The sequence below is a fragment of the Candidatus Kaiserbacteria bacterium genome (assembly GCA_017134395.1).
Lineage (GTDB): Bacteria > Patescibacteriota > Minisyncoccia > Phycocordibacterales > UBA2100 > UBA2100.
Window position 1 is genome coordinate 348,646 of the sequence record CP070993.1, and the last position, 18,905, is coordinate 367,550.

Here is an 18,905-nt window from a genome sequence, read left to right on the forward strand (position 1 = left end):
ATTTGAACTAAAAAGCCACCTTTACTTCGTGAGCGACCTTAGGAAAATGATTATCTCGTCAGCAAATGTCTTTAGTATCTCATCATCATATATTGAGATTGGGTACACTTTGTCGGTTACTTTCTGTAAATCTTTCACACATTTGGCAACTTCCTCTTCTGAAGCAAGATCCGTTTTGGTTAGTGCAATCATGAATGGTAATTCTGCCATAGCTGGGTCGTACTTCAGCAACTCGTCAAACAGAGCTCGGTAAGCCGATATGGGGTCTTCTTGCTCAACCGAGATACAGAATATAAGGGTTTTAGTGCGATTTATGTGCTTCAAGAATTTATGACCCAACCCCTTACCAGTAGATGCCCCTTCAATAATACCTGGTATATCAGCTATGATATACCCAAACAGGTTCCCGAGATTTGGATCAAGTGTGGTAAATGCATAATCTCCCACTTTTGCTTTTGCATTTGTAAGCGCATTTAACAGAGAAGATTTACCTGCATTAGGATACCCAACTAAGCCAATGTCTGCTATAAGTTTAAGCTCAACTTCTAAAATATCTCGTTCCCCAGATTTTCCTTTAGTAGATTCCTGTGGACTTACATTTGTTGAACTCTTAAAGTGCTCGTTCCCGAGACCGCCATTACCTCCTTTCAATATTACATGTTCTTCTCCTTCTTCGAGAAGTTCGAAAGTCTTACCTTTTTCTTTCAAGGTAACGACAGAACCGATTGGCAAATGTATTACAACATTTTCACCATCAAGTCCATGCAAACTACTTTTTCCTCCACCTCCACCGTGACCAGCTTGGAAAATATTATTTCCTCTGTACTTACTAAGGAGTGAATTATCTCGAAAAGCCCGAATGAGCACATCGCCGCCTCTTCCACCATTGCCACCGGCTGGTCCACCCTTCGGATTGTTTCGATTTGCATGCCATCGAACAACTCCATCGCCTCCATTTCCGGCATGAGCCTGTAAAATTATTTCATCAACAAATTTCATATTATTTTTTATCCCTTCTGGGATTAATTACTATAGTCTAGAATCTTCTTAAACCCTAATTTTTTACAAAAAAGGCGCTTTAATTAACTAAAGTTTGCCAAAAAGTCACCACCTATTCTTTAGCTAACAAGTGCGCTTTGCAGTTTGCTCGAGTTTGCCTATCATGAGACCGTAACCACCTGATCCTTCCTCCATTGCTTTGCGAATTCGTGACACTGTGGCAGAACTCATGCCTGTTACACGCTCTATTTTTCGGTAACTGGCACCGAAAGTAAGCATCTTTGCAGCCTTCCAACGGTTTGCAGCCTCTTGAATTTCACTTTTAGTAAATATGTCACCAAGAAATGCACGTGCCTCTGCAAGGTTGTCTAACTCGAGCACAGAAAGCATGAATTCATCAGTGTCGTCGTTTATCCATTTGTGTTCTTTCATATTGCTTTATTATAATAAAGCGTTTCGTGAAGTAAAGCACTCTGTTTGTGGGTAACTCCCCTTTTAGACTATGAGAAGTGCGTACCGAGAGTTCCGGCAAGAGATACTGCGAGTGAGCCAAGAAGTGCTGGTATGAACCCTGCGACTGCAAAGCCTTCTATAAATGTTGATAGGAACCAAAAAATTCCAGCGTTCACTAGAAATGCTGATAATCCAAAGGTAACTAAATGGATTGGTAATGTAAGAATTGTAAGTAGTGGTTTGATGGTGATGCTTGCTAAACCAAGAAGTATTGCAACTATGAGGGCGATGTAAAAACTTTCGACCTCGATTCCTGGTATCCAGCGTTCCGAAGCAAGAAGTGCAAGAACGATAAGTGCGAGTCTAATGAACATACGTATTTATTTTAATTTGGTAACTAGTGCTGTGAGGGCGTCATTGACGAAACCAATGTATCTCTCGTCGGTTGGTATCCCCTCTTCATTGAACAGAGATTCTACATTTGAAGTAGCAATAGTATCCCCTAACGTTTCAATAGACGCAGCAAGTAGTACTGGCGCGAGCTGCTGTATAACACGAACGCCACCATATTGCCCTGAGGACACACCTACAAGAATAGCTGGTTTTCCTTTATATTCTTTAAACGCTGAGTCAAAAAAGAGCTTAAATTCGCCAGGAAAGCTTCTATTGTACTCTGGAACTACAAATACGAATCCGGCAGCCTCATGGGCTATTTTGCGCCATTTAGCGGCGTTTTCGTCCTCTACCCAAGCTGGAATAGTGAAGGGAGACACGAGATGATTGCGTACATCCACCAATTCTGACTTAACGTCCTCAAAACCAGACAATTGCGTGTGTACGAAGCGTGCCACTTTTTCTGATTGACGTTCTAGACGCCCTGTTCCTAATACTACTGGAATAGAAATATTCATGAATCGAAGTGTATCACACACCTTTCGTATCAAAAAATAAAACCGGCAGTGTCACGGGAAATGACACTGCCGGTTTTATGTATTATATATTTAGTAGTGCTCTACCCGCCTATTTTAGTTTGAGTTTGGTTTTGACTTTGATTCTGAGTTTGAGTGGTGGCGCCTTGCCCGCCGCTTTGGGTACGTTTTTGATGTTCTTCTGAGTTCATGATGCCACACTTTTTGTACTTCTGACCTGAGCCACACGGGCATGGTTCGTTACGTCCGACGCTGTTTTCTTGAGTGCGCTTTACTGCGTGAGCTTTTGAATCGCCATCTTTCTTTCCGAGTATCGCTGCGTTTTCGTGTACTTCTTGCATTTTTTGGTTTTCGCGTTGCGCGAACATTTCACCTGAAAGCTGCGGGAGAAGACGGGTCACGTGTTCTTCGTATGACAGCTCAAGGTCATTGAACAATCGGAGTCCTTCTTTTTTATATTCCAACAGTGGGTCACGTTGACCGTACGCACGCAGGTTTACACTGCTTCGGAGGTAGTCCATCGTTTCAAGATGCTCTACCCAAAGCATATCGAGTGTTTGCAAGAAGACCCGCTGTAGTGCGACATAGAATGCCTCCTCCCCTATTTCTTTTTTCTTTTCTGCTATGACTTGTATGTTCTTTTCGTCAGTCCCAATGATGGTTTCTAGTTCTGCATCGAGTGCATCGTTTCCACCGAGTAGTATGTTGTTTCGTCGTTTGTAGAGACCTGTTCGTTGGAGGCTTAACACATCATCGTATGCGAGAACTTGTTTTCGTGAATCAAAGTGGAAGCCCTCGATTTTCTTTTGCGCTGTTTCAAGAGAGCGAGTGATGATTTTGTTTTGAATCGGCTCGTCTTCTGGAATACCAAAACGTCCCATCATTCCTTTGATTGTGTCGCTCGCAAACACTCGCATGAGTGTGTCTTCAAGAGATACGAAGAATTGCGTTTCTCCAGGATCTCCTTGGCGCCCAGAACGACCCCGTAGTTGGTTGTCGATACGACGTGCTTCGTGACGTTCTGTACCAAGTACAAACAAACCACCAATGTCTCTTATTTCCTGCTGTTGTTCTGGAGTTGCGTTTTCTCCACCAAGTTTAATGTCTACTCCGCGACCAGCCATGTTAGTTGAAACAGTTACCGCACCTTTGTGCCCAGCATCAGCAATAATACTTCCCTCTCGTGCGTGATTCTTAGCATTTAAAATTTCGTGAGGAATGCCCTCTTGCTTTAAATAAGCGCCTAAAAGCTCGTTTTTTTCGACTGAAACAGTACCAATAAGTACCGGTTGACCCTTTTCGTTTAGTTCTTTTACCTTCCGTGCGATTGCCTTGAACTTTCCACTTTCGGTTTGAAAAATGAAGTCATCGTGGTCGATTCGTTTTATGTGCTGATTGGTTGGAACTTCAACGGTGTTAAGGCCGTATACTTTAAAGAATTCTTCTGAGCTCGTAACAGCCGTTCCTGTCATTCCGGCTAACTTTCCATAATTACGGAAATAGTTTTGATACGTAATAGATGCAAAGGTACGTGATTCTTGCTGTACTTCTACATTTTCTTTTGCTTCCATCGCTTGATGTAGTCCTTCGCTCCACCTGCGACCTGGTTGCATACGTCCGGTGAATTCGTCAACTATAATGACTTCACCATTGTTTACCACGTAATCTTTATCTCGTTCGAAAAGTGCTCGTGCACGGACCGCAGTCTCGAGGTGGTGAACGTATTTAATGCCTTTGTCGGTATAAATATTGTCTACTCCGAGTATCTTCTCGGCTTTTTCAATCCCTTCATTGGTAAGCTGTATGGCCTTTAATTTTTCATCAACTGTATAGTCTGTCTCTCTTTCCATTGTTTGTGCGATTTGTGCAAACTGCCCGTAGAGTTTTTCGGCGTCGGACGCAGGGGCTGAGATAATTAGCGGGGTACGAGCTTCATCAATAAGAATGGAGTCGATTTCGTCAACGATAGCGAAGTTATATCCCCCATTGTCAGGAGTACGTTGTCGTAATTCTTCTTTATTATATGAAATATTGTCACGTAGATAGTCGAAGCCAAACTCATTGTTTGTTCCATAGGTGATATCAGCGGCGTACGCTTCTTTACGAGTACACACTGTAAGAAAGTCTTCTACTACTTCTGACCCTCCTTTTTCATCTCGTTCTTTATCGGCTTCCAAAAGTTCTTCTTTAGGTACGTGCATTTCGTCGTACAAATATGATGCCTCGTGATTAATGATTCCAGTACTGAGACCCAAGAACGCATACACTTGTCCCATCCAAACTGCGTCACGACGTGACAGATAGTCGTTAACCGTGACCACATGTACACCCTTTCCGGTAAGCGCGTTGAGATACGCAGGAAGTGTTGCTACGAGAGTTTTACCTTCACCAGTACGCATTTCCGCAATATCGCCGTTATGTAATACAGCACCACCAATAATTTGCACATCGTAGTGTCGTTGTCCCAAAGTGCGTTTTGAGGCTTCGCGAACGGCGGCGAACGCTTCGGCCATTATATCTTCAAGTGTCTCCCCTTTTTCTAAACGAGCCTTAAATTCAGCTGTTTTTCCGCGAAGGGCTTCGTCAGATAGTGCGACGTATTCATCTTCTAGTGCATTAACACGCGTCACAATACGAGACGCTTTTTTCAAAGCCCCTGCATTTTCGTCACCAAGTAATTTTTTTATTCCTTCAAACATTTTCTATTTCGGTCGTATCGTGCGCAAATACTGAAGGAGCAGTATACCATTTAGAAGATACGAGAGCACGAAAATGAAGAATCCTTGCCTGGGCGAGGATTCTTATGATTTTATAAGCTGTACTACGAGATTATTCTTGTTTTATTGAGATAGCGTACGTATCTCTTCAAGTGCTTGGTCTGCGATTACAGTGAATTTTGGATATTCTTTTTTTATGTGCAAAACTTCACTGCGTGCGTTATTTAAATCACCTATTGCGACATATATTCTCGCAAGTGAGAAAAGTGCACCAACATCGTCTTTTTCAACACTTTCATTTGCCACGAGTGCTTTGGACCACATGTCACGTGCTTGTACATGCAGACCCTTACTTATGAGTGCTGCGAGTATGTCGGTGTCCCCTGCGTATATAGGTGTTTCGCTTAGTAAAGCAATAGCGTCACTCGCTAAATTAGCCCTAATTAATACATTCGCGTATAAAATGCGAGCTGATTGATATTCTTTTTCTGCTTCAAAAGAAGTTTTTGCGTATGTGAGAGCGCTTTCCAGATCACCTGAATTTGCAGTCGAAGCTACGAGGAGTGCCAAAATACGTTGTCTGTCTGGACTGAGTTCAAGAGCTCTTTTGAAATTCTCAGTTGCTTTTGCAAAATCACCAAAACTATAGTGTGTTGAACCAATAAAGAAAGGGTAGCGTGCATCATTAGGCACACGCTCTTGTTGGTGTGTAAGTGAATTAATAGATGCGTTGTACCATTCGTTCTTTTGTTCTGTAGAAACCCACGTAGCTGCGGCTACCTTTCTTGCGGCTTCGCTCCACTGTTCAGCAACCTCTTGCGAACCGTAGGTATCAAATGCGTACGCTTTCTCAAATAATTCTAAAGCTCTATCTACATTAGATACTGCAGACTCTATACCATTTTCTTGATCTTGATTTGCTTGCAGTTGTGCCACATGTATAGCCGACAAAGCATCAAGTAGTGTTGTTGATGTACGCCACGGTTGTATGTTTATAAACCATATAGAAATACCGATAGCGAGAACGAGGAGAGGTGCCCCTACTAATACACCAATCTTTTCTGAAAGAATCAATGTCGTCTGTTCTTTATTTTTCCTAAAGGTCCATACATCATGTGCAGATCCATATATCCATGCGAGTACTGTGAAGAACAGGAGGTAGCTTATAACATTATCAAACACTGTTAGGTTATGTATTCCGTACGCAGCGAGTAGCCCTAACAGCAACCACTTTTGGATAATTGTGAAAGCCTCTGTTCTATAGAGTGTCCATACTGTCGTAAGGAAAATAGAAATATATGTGAGCAACCCAAGAATTCCTGCCGCGATTAACCAGTCAAAAACAACGTTGTGTGTTCTATCGAACCACGGTTCTTGACCATACATTCGAGGGTCGTAATACTTATTGAATACGAAGTTGAAGTTCTCTTGACCCCACCCTAGCAATGGCCGCTCCTTAACACCCTCCCACGCAACTCCCCATATAAGTGTACGAGCGTATACCGTCCCTTCGGAAAGTGAAAGAGTTGCGAACCTTTTAAGAACAGGGCTGTCCTGCACAAATGCTGTGTCTTTAGCAATCCAAAATGATCCAACACCTAAGACCATGACCACAGTAAGTAAAGCGGCACCAAGCCTAACTTTTCTGTTACCTTTGAGAGATAGCGAGATTCCAATAACAGCTAGCAACAGTCCCCCAATCACACCAAGTGTTGCACCTCTTGTCGCGGTAAAAAATAGTACGGTAAAGAGAAGCGGTAATGTAATGGCAGTAAGAATTTGCTCAGTGCGTTCACTATTGCGCCGTGCTAGTAAAACTAGGGCAATGAAAATATGGAACAAAACGTACACTGCTAAATAAATAGGATTTCCCAATGTTGAATCTAAACGACCCTTTTCTGTCAAAAGGAGTTGCCCGATAGCATGCATCGAAACAAATGTGCTGACGACAAGAGATGCGCGCCAAAGCCATAACCATAGGTTTTGTGTATTCATAACAGCTCCAGCTGCGATTACATACATGAGTGCGTGTATCAACGTCACTAGTCCGTCCATTCTCTCGAAATTGCTCCAGATACTTTTAAACGGGTTCTCTCCAAACAAATCAGCCACTGCAACAACCGCCACGAAAGCAAGAATCGATAGTAATAGTGCCGTCCATCGTGGACGATACGCAGCGTTGAGTAATGCGAGCAGAATCCAAGCACCAAACATTATTTCAATGATAGAGCGGAAGGCTATATTTTTTCCAACGATGTACGGAAAAAACGTACTGCCAGAGACAATGAAAACAATCAGTGGCAATGAGAATACACCTGCCAATACAATTCCTCGTAATACCTTCTCTAAATTCACTCAGTGATTATAGCAACGTCATATCCTCTCGCAATCTTAGATAATAATAGTATTATAGAAGTTCATTCAACACGTCTCATTTATGAAAAAAGCACTCATTACAGGAATAACCGGACAAGACGGATCGTATCTTGCAGAACTGCTTTTGGAAAAAGGATATGAAGTTCACGGTATTATTCGTCGCTCAAGCTCGTTCAATACAGAACGTATAGATCATTTATACCAAGGACCTGAAGAAAAAAATCGACATCTTGTTCTTCATTATGGTGACTTAAGTGGAACAACTAGCCTCATTCGCATCATTCAAGAGATACAACCTGATGAGATCTATAATCTGGGCGCAATGAGTCATGTAAAAGTTTCGTTTGAAACTCCCGAATATACTGGCGACATTGACGGACTCGGTGCACTGCGTCTTCTTGAAGCACTACGTATTCTTGGACTCGAAAGGAAAACTCGTTTTTATCAAGCCTCTACTTCAGAAATGTTTGGTGCTAGTAAAGCACCTCAATCTCTAGAAACTCCGTTTTACCCAAGAAGTCCTTATGGTGTTGCGAAACTCTATGCTCATTGGACTACTATTAATTATCGCGAGGCCTATGGGTTACATGCGAGTACAGGTATTCTTTTTAATCACGAATCACCACGTCGAGGTGAGACTTTTGTAACACGCAAGATCACTCGTGCTGCTGCTCGTATAAAACTTGGTGTTCAGGAAACCTTATATCTCGGGAACTTGGATGCGCTACGCGATTGGGGACACGCCCGTGACTATGTGGAGGGTATGTGGCTCATGCTTCAACAGAATACTCCTGACGATTATATTCTAGCTTCTGGCGAACAACATAGTGTTCGGGAATTTTGCGAAATTGCATTCAATAGGATTGGTATCGAATTGAAATTTAAAGGAACTGGCGAGAATGAAAAAGGTATTGACGTTAAGACTGGTAATACAATTGTGGCAGTTGACCCACGCTACTATCGCCCTACCGAGGTTGAAACATTACTTGGTGACCCTAGTTACGCTGAACAGAAACTGAGTTGGAAACGCGAAGTTTCTTTTACTCAACTCATTGCAGAAATGGTAGATCACGATATGCATGAAACAAAACGTGAACTACACTTAAAAAATGGTGGTTTTGAAGTACGAGCTGATTCGGAATAATTGCGATAATATATAAAGATTATGGAAAAGAACTCAAAAATCTTTATAGCAGGACATCAGGGGTTGGTTGGCTCTGCCATTGTTCGCAAACTAGAAACTGAAGGCTATACTAATAGTATTACTCGTACTCGTAACGAATTAGACTTACTTGACCAACAAGCTGTGGCTGATTTCTTTGCCAATGAGAAACCAGAGTACGTATTCCAAGCCGCCGCGAAAGTTGGCGGTATTATGGCAAATAAAACTTATCCTGCTCATTTTATTTATGAGAATCTACAAATCCAGAATAACATCATACATTCTGCGTATGTGAATAATGTGAATAAGCTCATATTCCTTGGTTCCTCTTGCATTTATCCAAAGATGGCAGAACAACCAATAAAAGAAGATTCCCTTCTCACTGGACCTCTCGAATCGACTAATGACGCTTATGCCATTGCTAAGATAGCAGGTATCAAGTTATGTCAATCCTATAATCAACAATACGGCACCAACTTTATAAGTCTCATGCCAACTAATCTTTATGGACCAGGTGATAATTTCGATCCGCAGACATCGCATGTACTCCCCGCTTTTATCAGAAAGTTCCATGAGGCTAAAAAGTCAAATATCCCAAGTGTGACGTTATGGGGTAGTGGTAATGCAATGCGCGAATTTTTGCATGTTGACGATCTTGCTGATGCTTGTATCCACTTGATGAAATATTATGATGGCACTGAAATAGTTAATGTCGGCACAGGCAAAGACATGACCATAAAGGATCTAGCAGCCACTGTACAAGAGATTGTCGGGTATAAAGGAGATATTATCTGGGATACTTCAAAACCAGATGGTACCCCAAGAAAACTTCTTGATGTTTCTAAACTTTCTGCACTTGGATGGGAACCTAAGATAAAATTTATGGATGGTATCGTTGAAACGTATGAATGGTTCCAAGTAAATCATGGACGACATGATTAGATTGATGGAAAAAAGCTTTTTCAAGAACGAGGAAACTAAAGAGGCATTGATAGAATTCATTAGAAACACTGACCGTTTCAGTATGGGTCAACAATGCGCAGAATTTGAAACTGCTTTCGCAAAATGGCAGGGACGTAAGTATGCTGCTTTTGTATCAAGCGGTAGCATGGCTAACTTAGTCCTTATTCAATCGCTCCTCAATAGTGGAAAATTACAAAAAGGTGACAAAGTTGGGTTTTCAGCTGTTACTTGGCCAACCAATGTGATGCCGCTTTTACAGCTTGGCTTAGAACCTGTGCCACTTGATTGTGAATTAGACACACTTAATACTTCAAGTGCTCAGTTAGTTGAATTGTTATCGCACACCGACCTGAAAGCTTTTTTTATAACTAACGTACTTGGTTTTGCTGACGATATTGATACGATTACGAATATATGTAGAGAACGAGGTATCCTTCTCATTGAAGACAATTGTGAATCTATCGGAACTAAACTCAACGATACAAAACTAGGAAATTTTGGTCTAGCATCAACATTCTCTACTTTTATCGGACACCACCTCTCTACGATTGAAGGTGGTGTCGTCTGCACTGATGATGAAGATTTATACCATCACTTACTTATGTGCCGTGCTCACGGCTGGGATAGAAATTTACCTGAGCAATACAAAAATGACCTGCGCTCAAAAAATGACGTGGATGACTTTTATTCACTGTATACCTTTTATGAACTTGCTTACAATGCTCGCCCAACGGAAATCCAGGGGTTCTTGGGAAATCATCAGATTCAATACTTAGACCAGATGATTGAGCAGAGACATCTAAACTTTGAAGAGCTGAATGCGGCAGTAATTAATGCTGGAGCAATAGGGATTAATTCTAGTCACCTTTCTCTCGTTTCAAACTTTTCAATTCCAGTCGTCTTTAAGGAAATTGAACCATTTGAAATACTCAGAGATCTTTTTATTAAGAATGGAGTAGAGATTAGGCCGATTATTGCCGGCAATATATTAAATCAGCCATTTTATAAAAAGCAGGGCTTGCATTCTTCACGATTGCCAAATGCTGAAATCATCCACAACAATGGCTTCTATTTTACAAACCGGCCTGATCTTACAAATCAAGATAAAGATCTGCTTATAAAAATTCTTTCTTGAATATAAATTTATATGCCTTCTTACACCTTTAACTACATTGTTACAATCCACAATAAACAAGACCTAATTGAGTCAGTGATGATGGGTTTGATCAGCAGCTGTGGAGAGAATAGTACAATCTACCCTGTCCTTGATGGCTGCACTGATGACACTGAAAAAATTATAGATGGTTTGATAGAAAAAAACAAAAATATTTCTATAAAGAAAATATACGCCCCCGATGTTCATGAGATAAAATCAATAAACTTAGCACTCAAACAAATACCTCAAAAAGGCAAAGCGTTAAATATAACGCTGCAGGATGATGTTATTTTGTCTGACAAAAATCTGGAAGAGAATTTGGCAAAAATCTATGATGAGCTTGGGTTTGAAAATGTTGGGACACTTAGTTTCCGACATGGCACAAGCTTAATCCTCGATCATCGTAAGAAAGAAGTTCGAGAAAAAGGTTTAATTGAGAGTTGTTTTGGTGTAGGTATGTCAAATACGATACTCCTCCCTTATCACCTTGTAGAACGGATGGTGAGTGTCCGTAGCCCTGAGTGTATTTCAAGCTACGTACTAGAAAATGTTGGATATCTAGATGAAGCACTTGCCCCCTACACTTGGGATAATCACGACCTCTCGATACGATGTCTTAAAAAGGGCTTGCGTAACTTTGTTTTTGCTCTCCCTTTTGTTTCTGATGTTCAATGGGGCGGTATGCGCACGAACCCTCATCCAGAATTTGACCGCATTCAAATTCGTAATAAACAGTATCTTTATAATAAACATCATGATTTTTTGATGCAGTTTAAAAAAACAAACAGATACCTTGAAGTACGTCTGGCACAACCATTCTTACTGACCACTCTTATCACTGACCAGTCACCCGTGATTATTGATGTAATTAAAAATTACCAATTGAAGCGTTCACAATTACTAAACTCAAAATGGAAGGAATTCTATATTGATGTAATCAGAAAAAATTTGCGTGATTTATTTTACACTTTATTGAGGGTTAAAAGAATCTTCGGGTAAACTTCTCACATGAGTATTTTGTGGGTCAAAAACAAAAATATAGAAGGTTATCTGTATGTTTACGTCGTATTCTAAAAAACGCCTAAAATGAAAAACTTACTAAAAACGAAAATGCCATTCTCTTTTTATGGCTTGAGACGTTACGCTGGCAGTGCTGGCTGGTCACTTTTCGGCAAATTAATAACCATGAGCATTGGTTTATTTGCCACACTTTATATTGCCCGAGCACTTGGACCCACCAATTTTGGAGAGTTGAGTTACGCGCTTAGTTTCATTGCCTTATTCTCCTTTATTGCTTCGCTAGGCATCGACAACGTTCTCTACCGAGAACTTGTAAAAAACCCAGGGCAGAAAAACTTTTTGCTAGGATCTGCTCTCGTCATCAAGCTCACTACCGGTAGCGGTGCGGCTGTATTAGCAATTCTCACTGCCTGGATATTATCGTCTCCTGATGTTTCTTTACTGCTCATCGCCCTCTTGTCTATTACCTTCATAAGTCAATCTGTATTTTTTATAAGTTATGAATTTGGCGCAGCAGTCAAAGCACGTGCAGTCGCTTTGCTTTCAATTTTTGTTGTTATCGTTATCAACTTTTTAAAAATTGGTGCTATTTACTTAGGTGGCGGAGTTATTTACTTAGCGATCATCTTAGTGTTTGAATCCTTGCTCTATGCAATAGGATACATATTCATCCGTCAAAGAACTTTCGGTACTCTTAGAGAATGGAAATTTGACCTTTCGACCACCAAAGGTTTATTGATAGATTCATGGCCATATATGTTTATCACTGCCTTCGCTCTGATATACTCTCGCGTCGATCAAGTTCTACTTAAAAACTTGATTGATTCAACTGAAGTCGGTTTATACGATGCTGCTGTCCGATTGAGTGAATTGTGGTATTTTATCCCGACACTGCTGGCAGGATCCTTGCTCCCTGCGCTTATTAATGCAAAACAGCATTCATTAGAAGATTATATTCACCGTTTTATTTTACTCATTCTTCTTTCTTTTGGATTAGCCGTTTCTATCGCTATTGGTGTTTATTTACTTGCGCCAACTATTGTCCACGTAATTTATGGTCCTGATTTTGTAGGAACCGCCGGCATTTTACGCATCTACATCTGGGCACTTATACCAATGTCGCTAATAATTGTTATTAATCAATTTTTCCTTGCTGAAAATGAGCGTTTTATGATATTTGTTTCGGCTTTTTCCGGCATGTTTATTAATATTGTGGCAAATATTTGGCTCATCCCACTTTATCAAGGGATTGGTGCTGCTATAGCTACTCTTATATCAAGCTGTGTAATGGTTGCTGTTTCCACGTTGTTGTACGTAGTATACAAAAGGTTATCATGAGCTTATATTGTTTTAAGGAAACAAAAAGTATTATAATCCACCCCTAAATATGAAAACCTCCGACACACGATCGATTGTCACATCTGCCTCTAACAAATTTTTTCCATCTGTTTTAAATTTAATTGGTTCGATAAAAGAAAATTACGAAGAACATCCACATATCTACGTTTGGGATCTTGGCTTATTTCCAACATTTCGTTACGAACTTGCCACTATTGACGGGGTCACTGTCGTACCAATGCCCCACTTCAATTCTTTTTGGAGGAAATGCTACACATGGAAAACATATATTTTTACTAAACCATTCACTGACATAACTTTATATTTGGACGCCGGTACGCAAGTCTTACAGCCACTCGATGAAGTGTTTGCGCAAATTAAAAAAGATGGATATATAGCGGTCGGACAAGACATCTCGTGCGAATTGCTAGTGCCACGTGAGTACATAACTACCCTTTCAATGCGTGTACCAGAACTCCAAAAAGAAGTTGTCACCGCTGGAATATTCGGTTTCTCTAAGCATTACGCTGACATACAGAAAGTGATCGAGGCCACGCATGACGCATCTTTATGTGGACTCTGTCTTGGATTTTCCCCCAGTGAACAATGGAAAAATAAACGTCCGAACAAGACTTTTTTTGTAAGAGATTGTAAGTTATTTCGACACGACACTACCTTACTGAGCGTTTTTCTCCACAAAATAATGCCTGACGCTAAAATAACCGACCTATCTTTATTTTCTGCTGAAAGACATGGTGGAGAACAATTTGTCTGGAACCTGCGTTTACTGTACTCAAAACTTGATTACATCTCTCCTAGTTATACCAAATCAAAGAAACATGTTATCACTTTGATAAATAGAGCGTATGTGCAAGTATTCTTTATCCTAAAGAGAATTAGTAAAATAGTTAAAAGAAACTAGGTTATGTCTATTTCAATCATTATTTCAATGTATCGTACTGATCAGCATCTTGATAGATTTTTGTATGATGCCACGAAATTGAGTCATGCCTTGAAACTGGCGAAAGTCGATCACAACTTCATTTTAATTGTTAATGACGGGACTAAAAAAGAAAGGTCTGCATTGGCTAGTCTCGCAAGTCAGTTCAAAGTTTTGTTTGTTGAACGCGAACCAATCTACGCTAGTTGGAACAGAGGGGTAAAGGAAGCTGAAGGGAAATTTGTTACCTTCTGGGGAGTGGACGACACTCGTTTTGGCGAGGCAATTATTGATGGTCTCAACGCCCTACAAAATAGTAGAGCAGATATTGGTTACTTCCCCTTCCGTTATCATCGATTCGTACAAGTATTCGGTTTGAAAATCTTAGCAAAAGTAAAAACATTTACCCCACCAAAATTTGAAAAAGAACGTTTTCTTAAAGAAATGCACCTTGGCCCACACTTTATAGCACGGCGCTCGCTTTTTGAGCGCGTCGGTTACTTCGATGAATCATTTAAAATCGCCGGTGATTATGAATTCCAAACAAGAGCAGTTAAAGCGGGCGCTTACCTTATACGCATCTTATCTATCAGTGGAATATTCCGGAACGACGGGACTACCCTTTCGGGTTCCCGTAATAAATTGCAAGCAGAAGAAAATGAACGAGCAACTGTATACATATGAAAACTATTACACTCCTCCCTGTAAAAAATGAAGCTTGGATACTTCCCTACACATTAGAAAATTTTTCCCAATTCTCTGATCATATTATTATTGCAGACCAGCATTCTAGCGACGGATCTCGAGAGATATACAAACGATTTCCTAAAGTATCAGTTATCGATAACAACTCAACCGGTGCTTCAAATAAGATACGCTGGCGATTACTGAGAGAGGCACGTAAAATCCCTGGGAATAACCTCATTATCTGCCTCGACGCTGATGAGCTCCTTTCTCCAAAAGTAGTTAGAACAATGAAAAAATTAAGTAACGGAAAAGCCATTTCTTTCCAAGCTAATTGGATACAATTAATAGAAGATGGGACGAAATACAGGATTGACGGTGTATGGAAAGATAGTGTAAAAGAGTTTGCCTTTATTGATGATAGACTAAGTGTACAATACGACGAAAAAGAATTGTTGATTGACCATACGGCTCGCATACCAAGTATCAAAACTCAATTCAAAGTGGAGTATCCGATATTGCACCTCCATTATATGGCAAAAGCGCGTTCTGAAATAAAGCAGGTATGGTATATGTGTATAGAATTGCTTAATGATGTCAAACCATTCCGCATTAATCACCGTTACGCTGCTGCAAAATTCAAAAACATTATATCAGCACCCATTGAATCAAAATGGGTAGAAAATATCACCATGCCTCCTTTAGATGTTTTCGCTGATACTTACGCAAAAAGACGCGACGAAGTCTCTGATATGTTCGTAGAGAAAGGTATACTGTATTTTGAACCGCTCGATATTTGGCACATCCCCGAATTACGGGACTTATTTATAAAAGAGGTTGGGCGTGAGCCCAAACCATCTTTGGCACCAAGATGGTTATTAAGGCTCAATGATATAAGAAATGCGCTTAAAATAAAGAAATAAAAGTTAGCCTACTAAACTTCAAATCGTTCATAGACATTTACAATGAGAAATCTTACTAAGAAAATACTGCTCGTACTACCCCATTCTGCACGAATATTGGCACTTAGGATACGCGAATGGTATTGGCGAACACGGATGCTACGGTGGGAGAAAAAGCAGTACCCTAACCTACCGGATCAAACCCATCCTAACCAACATGTCAAAAATATTCTTGTTTATCATATTACTGGCCTAGCATTTGCTGGCACAGAAAAATGCCTCCAATTGATAGCTAGTTCTCTCGCGAAAGAATACAAAGTATTTTTTGTGTATGGTGAAAAAACTAGTGCCGAAGAGCGAAAGCAAACGATGCATCCTGATATTACCTTCATACCATTTTCATACAAAACTTCTGAACTTGCAGTCCCTCATCGTATCACCGAAATGCAACCACATATTAAAAATATTTTGTCTGAGCATGCTATTGATTTGATTGTTACCGCCAGCCCTGGCTACTCTCACTACCCCTGGAATGTAATTACTAACGTCCCAATAATCCTCATAAACATTTTTGGAGCTCCTACGTTACAGAAAAATGTACGCAAATTCATTAGCATATCAGATACCGTTCGTTTGCATGCCGAAAAATGGACGGGTAAATTATCTGACCGTGATATCACTATGTATGCACCCTTGGCAAAGTTACCACCTGAAAATATTACTGAAATGGGTCGTGACCTAAGAGCGAAATTAAATATTCCGGAAACTGATTTTGTGTTTGGACGTATTGGACGCAATGATGACAGTATCTTTGATCCAATTGGCATACGAGCTTGGCAAAGAATTGCACCGGAGTATCCAAACGTTCATTATTTAATAATGTCACCACCTCCAGTACTAGTTGATTTAGTTAAACGCGAAAATATACCACGTGTGCACTTCGTACCTCAAAGTGCATCCGAAGACGCTGTATGGGCTTTTCATGGGGCTATTAATTCTATGGCACATTTCCGGCGAGATGGCGAGACAAGTGGCGTAGCTATTGCTGAGTCACTTATAGCGGGTAATCCCATAATTACCCACCGTTCACATATTTGGAACGCACACCTAGAGTATCTTGATGATTCTTGCGCCTTGATTGCAGGGCTTGATAACGTAGATGAATACAGCCTACACATGAAGGCATTTTTTGAAATATTTAACAAACAACCTTCAAAATGGTCAAATATGTGTGCCGCTGCTCGAACAGTCGGAATGGATAAATTTTCTCCTCACACATATTCTGTTAGAATGAGGGAGATAGTGGCTACTATCTAATCATCTATGAAAAATAAAAACTTCTGGTTTGGAAAGAGAGTATTAGTTACTGGGGCTGATGGGTTTGTAGCAGCTCACCTTATCAAGAAACTAATTGACAACGATGCTGTGGTAATTGCCACTGTAAGACATAAGCGTTCGCTGAAAACCCTTGATTTATTACGGGAAGGAAAAGTAGCCAACCAACCAGATATGGAGTACTGTGACCTCCTTGATTATGAAGAAATCAGACGCGTATGTGATCGTCATCAAATCGATACTATTTTCCACTTAGCCGCTACAGCTATCGTAAGTGATGCTGCTAATGCACCGATGTCCACGATTGAGAATAATGTTATGGGAACGCTTAACGTACTTGAAGTTGCCCGTATCAACAACATACCCCGTGTGTTGATTGCTTCTTCTGATAAATCTTATGGTGATCACACTACTGATAAATATGAAAAACTCCCCTACAAAGAAAACTATGCTCTGCGTGGTCTAGATGTGTATAGTTCGTCAAAAGTGTGTTCTGACATGATCGCTCAAACCTACGCTTTTCAATTTAAGCTGCCAGTCATGATTTGCCGTTCAAGTAATATTTATGGACCGGGAGATATGAATTTCACTAGACTTATTCCTCGTACAATAATGCGCTTGATGTCTGATAAGCCTCCAGTTATTAACACTGGGAATGAGAATGTTTTGCGTGAATACATTTATGTAGAGGATGTTGTGGATGCCTATATGTTGATGGCAGAACAAGCAGAAACCTACTATGGCGCTGATCATAAAAATATACCGCGGGACGGAGTTGATACATATGGTTGGCCAGCATTTAATGTTGGTTCTTACACCAAAAAGGATTTGATTGACATTAATAAGTGTTCAAGCATCAAGAGCGTTAATTCTCTTATAAAAATACTGCGTGAAAAAGTACGAGATATAGAACCAAATATTATTCCCAAGCCATCAAATTTTATTGAAATACCTGATCAGTATATTGATGCATCAAAGTTGTTTGATTTGGGATTTAAGCCAAAAGTATCTTTCGAGGAGGGTATAGAAAAAACAACGGCCTGGTACAAGAAAAACTTCTCAAAACTTGAGCCGTTAGCTGCCAAGTACTTAGAGTAAAGTCTGGTATGCGAGAAATATTTTTTAAACTAATCTCACTGCTCAATAAAGTTACGGGCAAAAAGTTTTTATACATTACCCCAAATCAGTATAATGATCTCGGGAAAACTGCCGTCTGGTGTGACCTTGGTTTCTGGTATGTTGGCAATGTTTACAATAATTCTGACATAGCTTACGGTATTGCTCAGAATGGTGTAGTAGAAAAAGAAGATACCAGCTTAGTGACAAGTATACTTAACACGCTTGACTCCCCAACCGTATACGATGTAGGTGCTAACACTGGTTACTATGGCATTCTTGCTGCGACAAAATTTAATGCGTCAGTCTATGCTTTCGAGCCTATACCAGATTATATCTCTTGTATAAAGGAATCTTCACGAATCAACAGAGTAGAGGATAGGGTCACTACACACGCCCTCGCTCTTGGTGATCATGAGTCAGAGCTTGACCTGAATTTATCTGGTTCCGGCTCCACTCTCGCTAAAGATTTCCTTGGTGATATCACTACTCCACACATGTCCGTAGCTGTTAAAACGCTGGATTCGCTTGATCTTCCTCCGCCAGATTTTATTAAAATTGATGTTGAAGGATATGAGTGGGAGGTGCTACAAGGTGCATATAAAACCATTTCTCGTTACAAGCCTATCTGTTTTATTGAGATAGCTAGAACATTGTCTGAACGGAATTTTATACACCCTCATTTCGAGGACATTGTAGAATTTTTTGAAAAAATCGGATACAAAATAGAAAGAAATACTAAGAACGGCTTAGTTCCCATTGATAATGTGTCAGATGGTGTGTCAATGTACCTTTGTAAGCCTTCAAAACAATGA

The 18,905-nt window shown here is 40.3% G+C and carries 17 protein-coding genes; 11 read left to right on the forward strand and 6 right to left on the reverse strand.

The genetic code is table 11. The annotated features are described in order from the left end of the window. Positions 1-21: 21 nt before the first annotated feature. The 6 genes from obgE to JXR01_01815 all read right to left on the reverse strand — a co-directional run bounded on the left by obgE (position 22) and on the right by JXR01_01815 (position 7,453). Positions 22-999: a GTPase ObgE gene (obgE, locus tag JXR01_01790; GenBank protein QSH39025.1), complete on the reverse strand. Its 978-nt coding sequence runs from the start codon at positions 997-999 to the stop codon at positions 22-24. A 123-nt stretch (positions 1,000-1,122) separates the two neighbouring features. Next, the gene (locus JXR01_01795) at positions 1,123-1,431 is read right to left on the reverse strand and encodes a hypothetical protein (GenBank protein ID QSH39026.1); all 309 of its coding nucleotides are present in this window, start codon (positions 1,429-1,431) and stop codon (positions 1,123-1,125) included. Between the two features lie 68 nt (positions 1,432-1,499). After that, a complete protein-coding gene (locus JXR01_01800) occupies positions 1,500-1,832 on the reverse strand; it encodes a phage holin family protein (protein ID QSH39722.1) in 333 nt (110 codons plus the stop codon). Next, a complete protein-coding gene (locus tag JXR01_01805; GenBank protein ID QSH39027.1) occupies positions 1,833-2,363 on the reverse strand; it encodes an NAD(P)H-dependent oxidoreductase in 531 nt (176 codons plus the stop codon). Between the two features lie 101 nt (positions 2,364-2,464). Next, positions 2,465-5,080, reverse strand: coding sequence for a preprotein translocase subunit SecA (gene secA / locus JXR01_01810; GenBank protein QSH39028.1), 2,616 nt, complete (start codon positions 5,078-5,080; stop codon positions 2,465-2,467). A gap of 141 nt (positions 5,081-5,221) precedes the next feature. Beyond that, entirely contained in the window at positions 5,222-7,453 is a 2,232-nt protein-coding gene (locus JXR01_01815; GenBank protein ID QSH39029.1) for an O-antigen ligase family protein, read from the reverse strand. A gap of 82 nt (positions 7,454-7,535) precedes the next feature. On the opposite strand from JXR01_01815, the gene gmd reads away from it, so the two are divergent. From gmd to JXR01_01870, 11 genes are all read left to right on the forward strand, one after another. Next, entirely contained in the window at positions 7,536-8,618 is a 1,083-nt protein-coding gene (gene gmd, locus JXR01_01820; protein ID QSH39030.1) for a GDP-mannose 4,6-dehydratase, read from the forward strand. Positions 8,619-8,639: 21 nt separating this feature from the next. Continuing rightward, positions 8,640-9,578, forward strand: coding sequence for a GDP-L-fucose synthase (locus JXR01_01825; GenBank protein ID QSH39031.1), 939 nt, complete (start codon positions 8,640-8,642; stop codon positions 9,576-9,578). Positions 9,579-9,582: 4 nt separating this feature from the next. Continuing rightward, positions 9,583-10,734, forward strand: coding sequence for a DegT/DnrJ/EryC1/StrS aminotransferase family protein (locus JXR01_01830; protein QSH39032.1), 1,152 nt, complete (start codon positions 9,583-9,585; stop codon positions 10,732-10,734). A 12-nt stretch (positions 10,735-10,746) separates the two neighbouring features. Then, positions 10,747-11,754 (forward strand): glycosyltransferase family 2 protein, encoded by a 1,008-nt coding sequence (locus JXR01_01835; protein ID QSH39033.1) that lies wholly within the window; start codon positions 10,747-10,749, stop codon positions 11,752-11,754. Positions 11,755-11,841: 87 nt separating this feature from the next. Next, positions 11,842-13,113, forward strand: coding sequence for a flippase (locus JXR01_01840; protein ID QSH39034.1), 1,272 nt, complete (start codon positions 11,842-11,844; stop codon positions 13,111-13,113). Positions 13,114-13,162: 49 nt separating this feature from the next. Continuing rightward, the gene (locus JXR01_01845) at positions 13,163-14,035 is read left to right on the forward strand and encodes a hypothetical protein (protein ID QSH39035.1); all 873 of its coding nucleotides are present in this window, start codon (positions 13,163-13,165) and stop codon (positions 14,033-14,035) included. A gap of 3 nt (positions 14,036-14,038) precedes the next feature. Then, complete coding sequence (locus JXR01_01850; GenBank protein QSH39036.1) at positions 14,039-14,737, forward strand: hypothetical protein; 699 nt, start codon at positions 14,039-14,041, stop codon at positions 14,735-14,737. Next, positions 14,734-15,660, forward strand: a complete 927-nt coding sequence (locus JXR01_01855) for a glycosyltransferase family 2 protein (GenBank protein QSH39037.1) — start codon at positions 14,734-14,736, stop codon at positions 15,658-15,660. The genes JXR01_01850 and JXR01_01855 overlap by 4 nt, the downstream gene beginning before the upstream one ends. A 306-nt stretch (positions 15,661-15,966) precedes the next feature. Then, positions 15,967-16,956 carry a hypothetical protein gene (locus JXR01_01860; GenBank protein ID QSH39038.1) on the forward strand — a complete coding sequence of 330 codons (990 nt, stop codon included), beginning with the start codon at positions 15,967-15,969 and terminating at the stop codon, positions 16,954-16,956. A gap of 6 nt (positions 16,957-16,962) precedes the next feature. Beyond that, positions 16,963-18,072: a GDP-mannose 4,6-dehydratase gene (locus JXR01_01865; GenBank protein QSH39039.1), complete on the forward strand. Its 1,110-nt coding sequence runs from the start codon at positions 16,963-16,965 to the stop codon at positions 18,070-18,072. An 8-nt stretch (positions 18,073-18,080) separates the two neighbouring features. Then, positions 18,081-18,905 (forward strand): FkbM family methyltransferase, encoded by an 825-nt coding sequence (locus JXR01_01870; GenBank protein QSH39040.1) that lies wholly within the window; start codon positions 18,081-18,083, stop codon positions 18,903-18,905.

Excerpts from the sequence above, each read along its gene's own strand:
- obgE (QSH39025.1), bottom strand. The coding sequence starts at position 999 with ATGAAATTTGTTGATGAAATAATTTTACAGGCTCATGCCGGAAATGGA.
- JXR01_01795 (QSH39026.1), bottom strand. The coding sequence starts at position 1,431 with ATGAAAGAACACAAATGGATAAACGACGACACTGATGAATTCATGCTT.
- JXR01_01805 (QSH39027.1), bottom strand. The coding sequence starts at position 2,363 with ATGAATATTTCTATTCCAGTAGTATTAGGAACAGGGCGTCTAGAACGT.
- secA (QSH39028.1), bottom strand. The coding sequence starts at position 5,080 with ATGTTTGAAGGAATAAAAAAATTACTTGGTGACGAAAATGCAGGGGCT.
- gmd (QSH39030.1), top strand. The coding sequence starts at position 7,536 with ATGAAAAAAGCACTCATTACAGGAATAACCGGACAAGACGGATCGTAT.
- JXR01_01825 (QSH39031.1), top strand. The coding sequence starts at position 8,640 with ATGGAAAAGAACTCAAAAATCTTTATAGCAGGACATCAGGGGTTGGTT.
- JXR01_01830 (QSH39032.1), top strand. The coding sequence starts at position 9,583 with ATGGAAAAAAGCTTTTTCAAGAACGAGGAAACTAAAGAGGCATTGATA.
- JXR01_01835 (QSH39033.1), top strand. The coding sequence starts at position 10,747 with ATGCCTTCTTACACCTTTAACTACATTGTTACAATCCACAATAAACAA.
- JXR01_01840 (QSH39034.1), top strand. The coding sequence starts at position 11,842 with ATGAAAAACTTACTAAAAACGAAAATGCCATTCTCTTTTTATGGCTTG.
- JXR01_01845 (QSH39035.1), top strand. The coding sequence starts at position 13,163 with ATGAAAACCTCCGACACACGATCGATTGTCACATCTGCCTCTAACAAA.
- JXR01_01850 (QSH39036.1), top strand. The coding sequence starts at position 14,039 with ATGTCTATTTCAATCATTATTTCAATGTATCGTACTGATCAGCATCTT.
- JXR01_01855 (QSH39037.1), top strand. The coding sequence starts at position 14,734 with ATGAAAACTATTACACTCCTCCCTGTAAAAAATGAAGCTTGGATACTT.
- JXR01_01865 (QSH39039.1), top strand. The coding sequence starts at position 16,963 with ATGAAAAATAAAAACTTCTGGTTTGGAAAGAGAGTATTAGTTACTGGG.
- JXR01_01870 (QSH39040.1), top strand. The coding sequence starts at position 18,081 with ATGCGAGAAATATTTTTTAAACTAATCTCACTGCTCAATAAAGTTACG.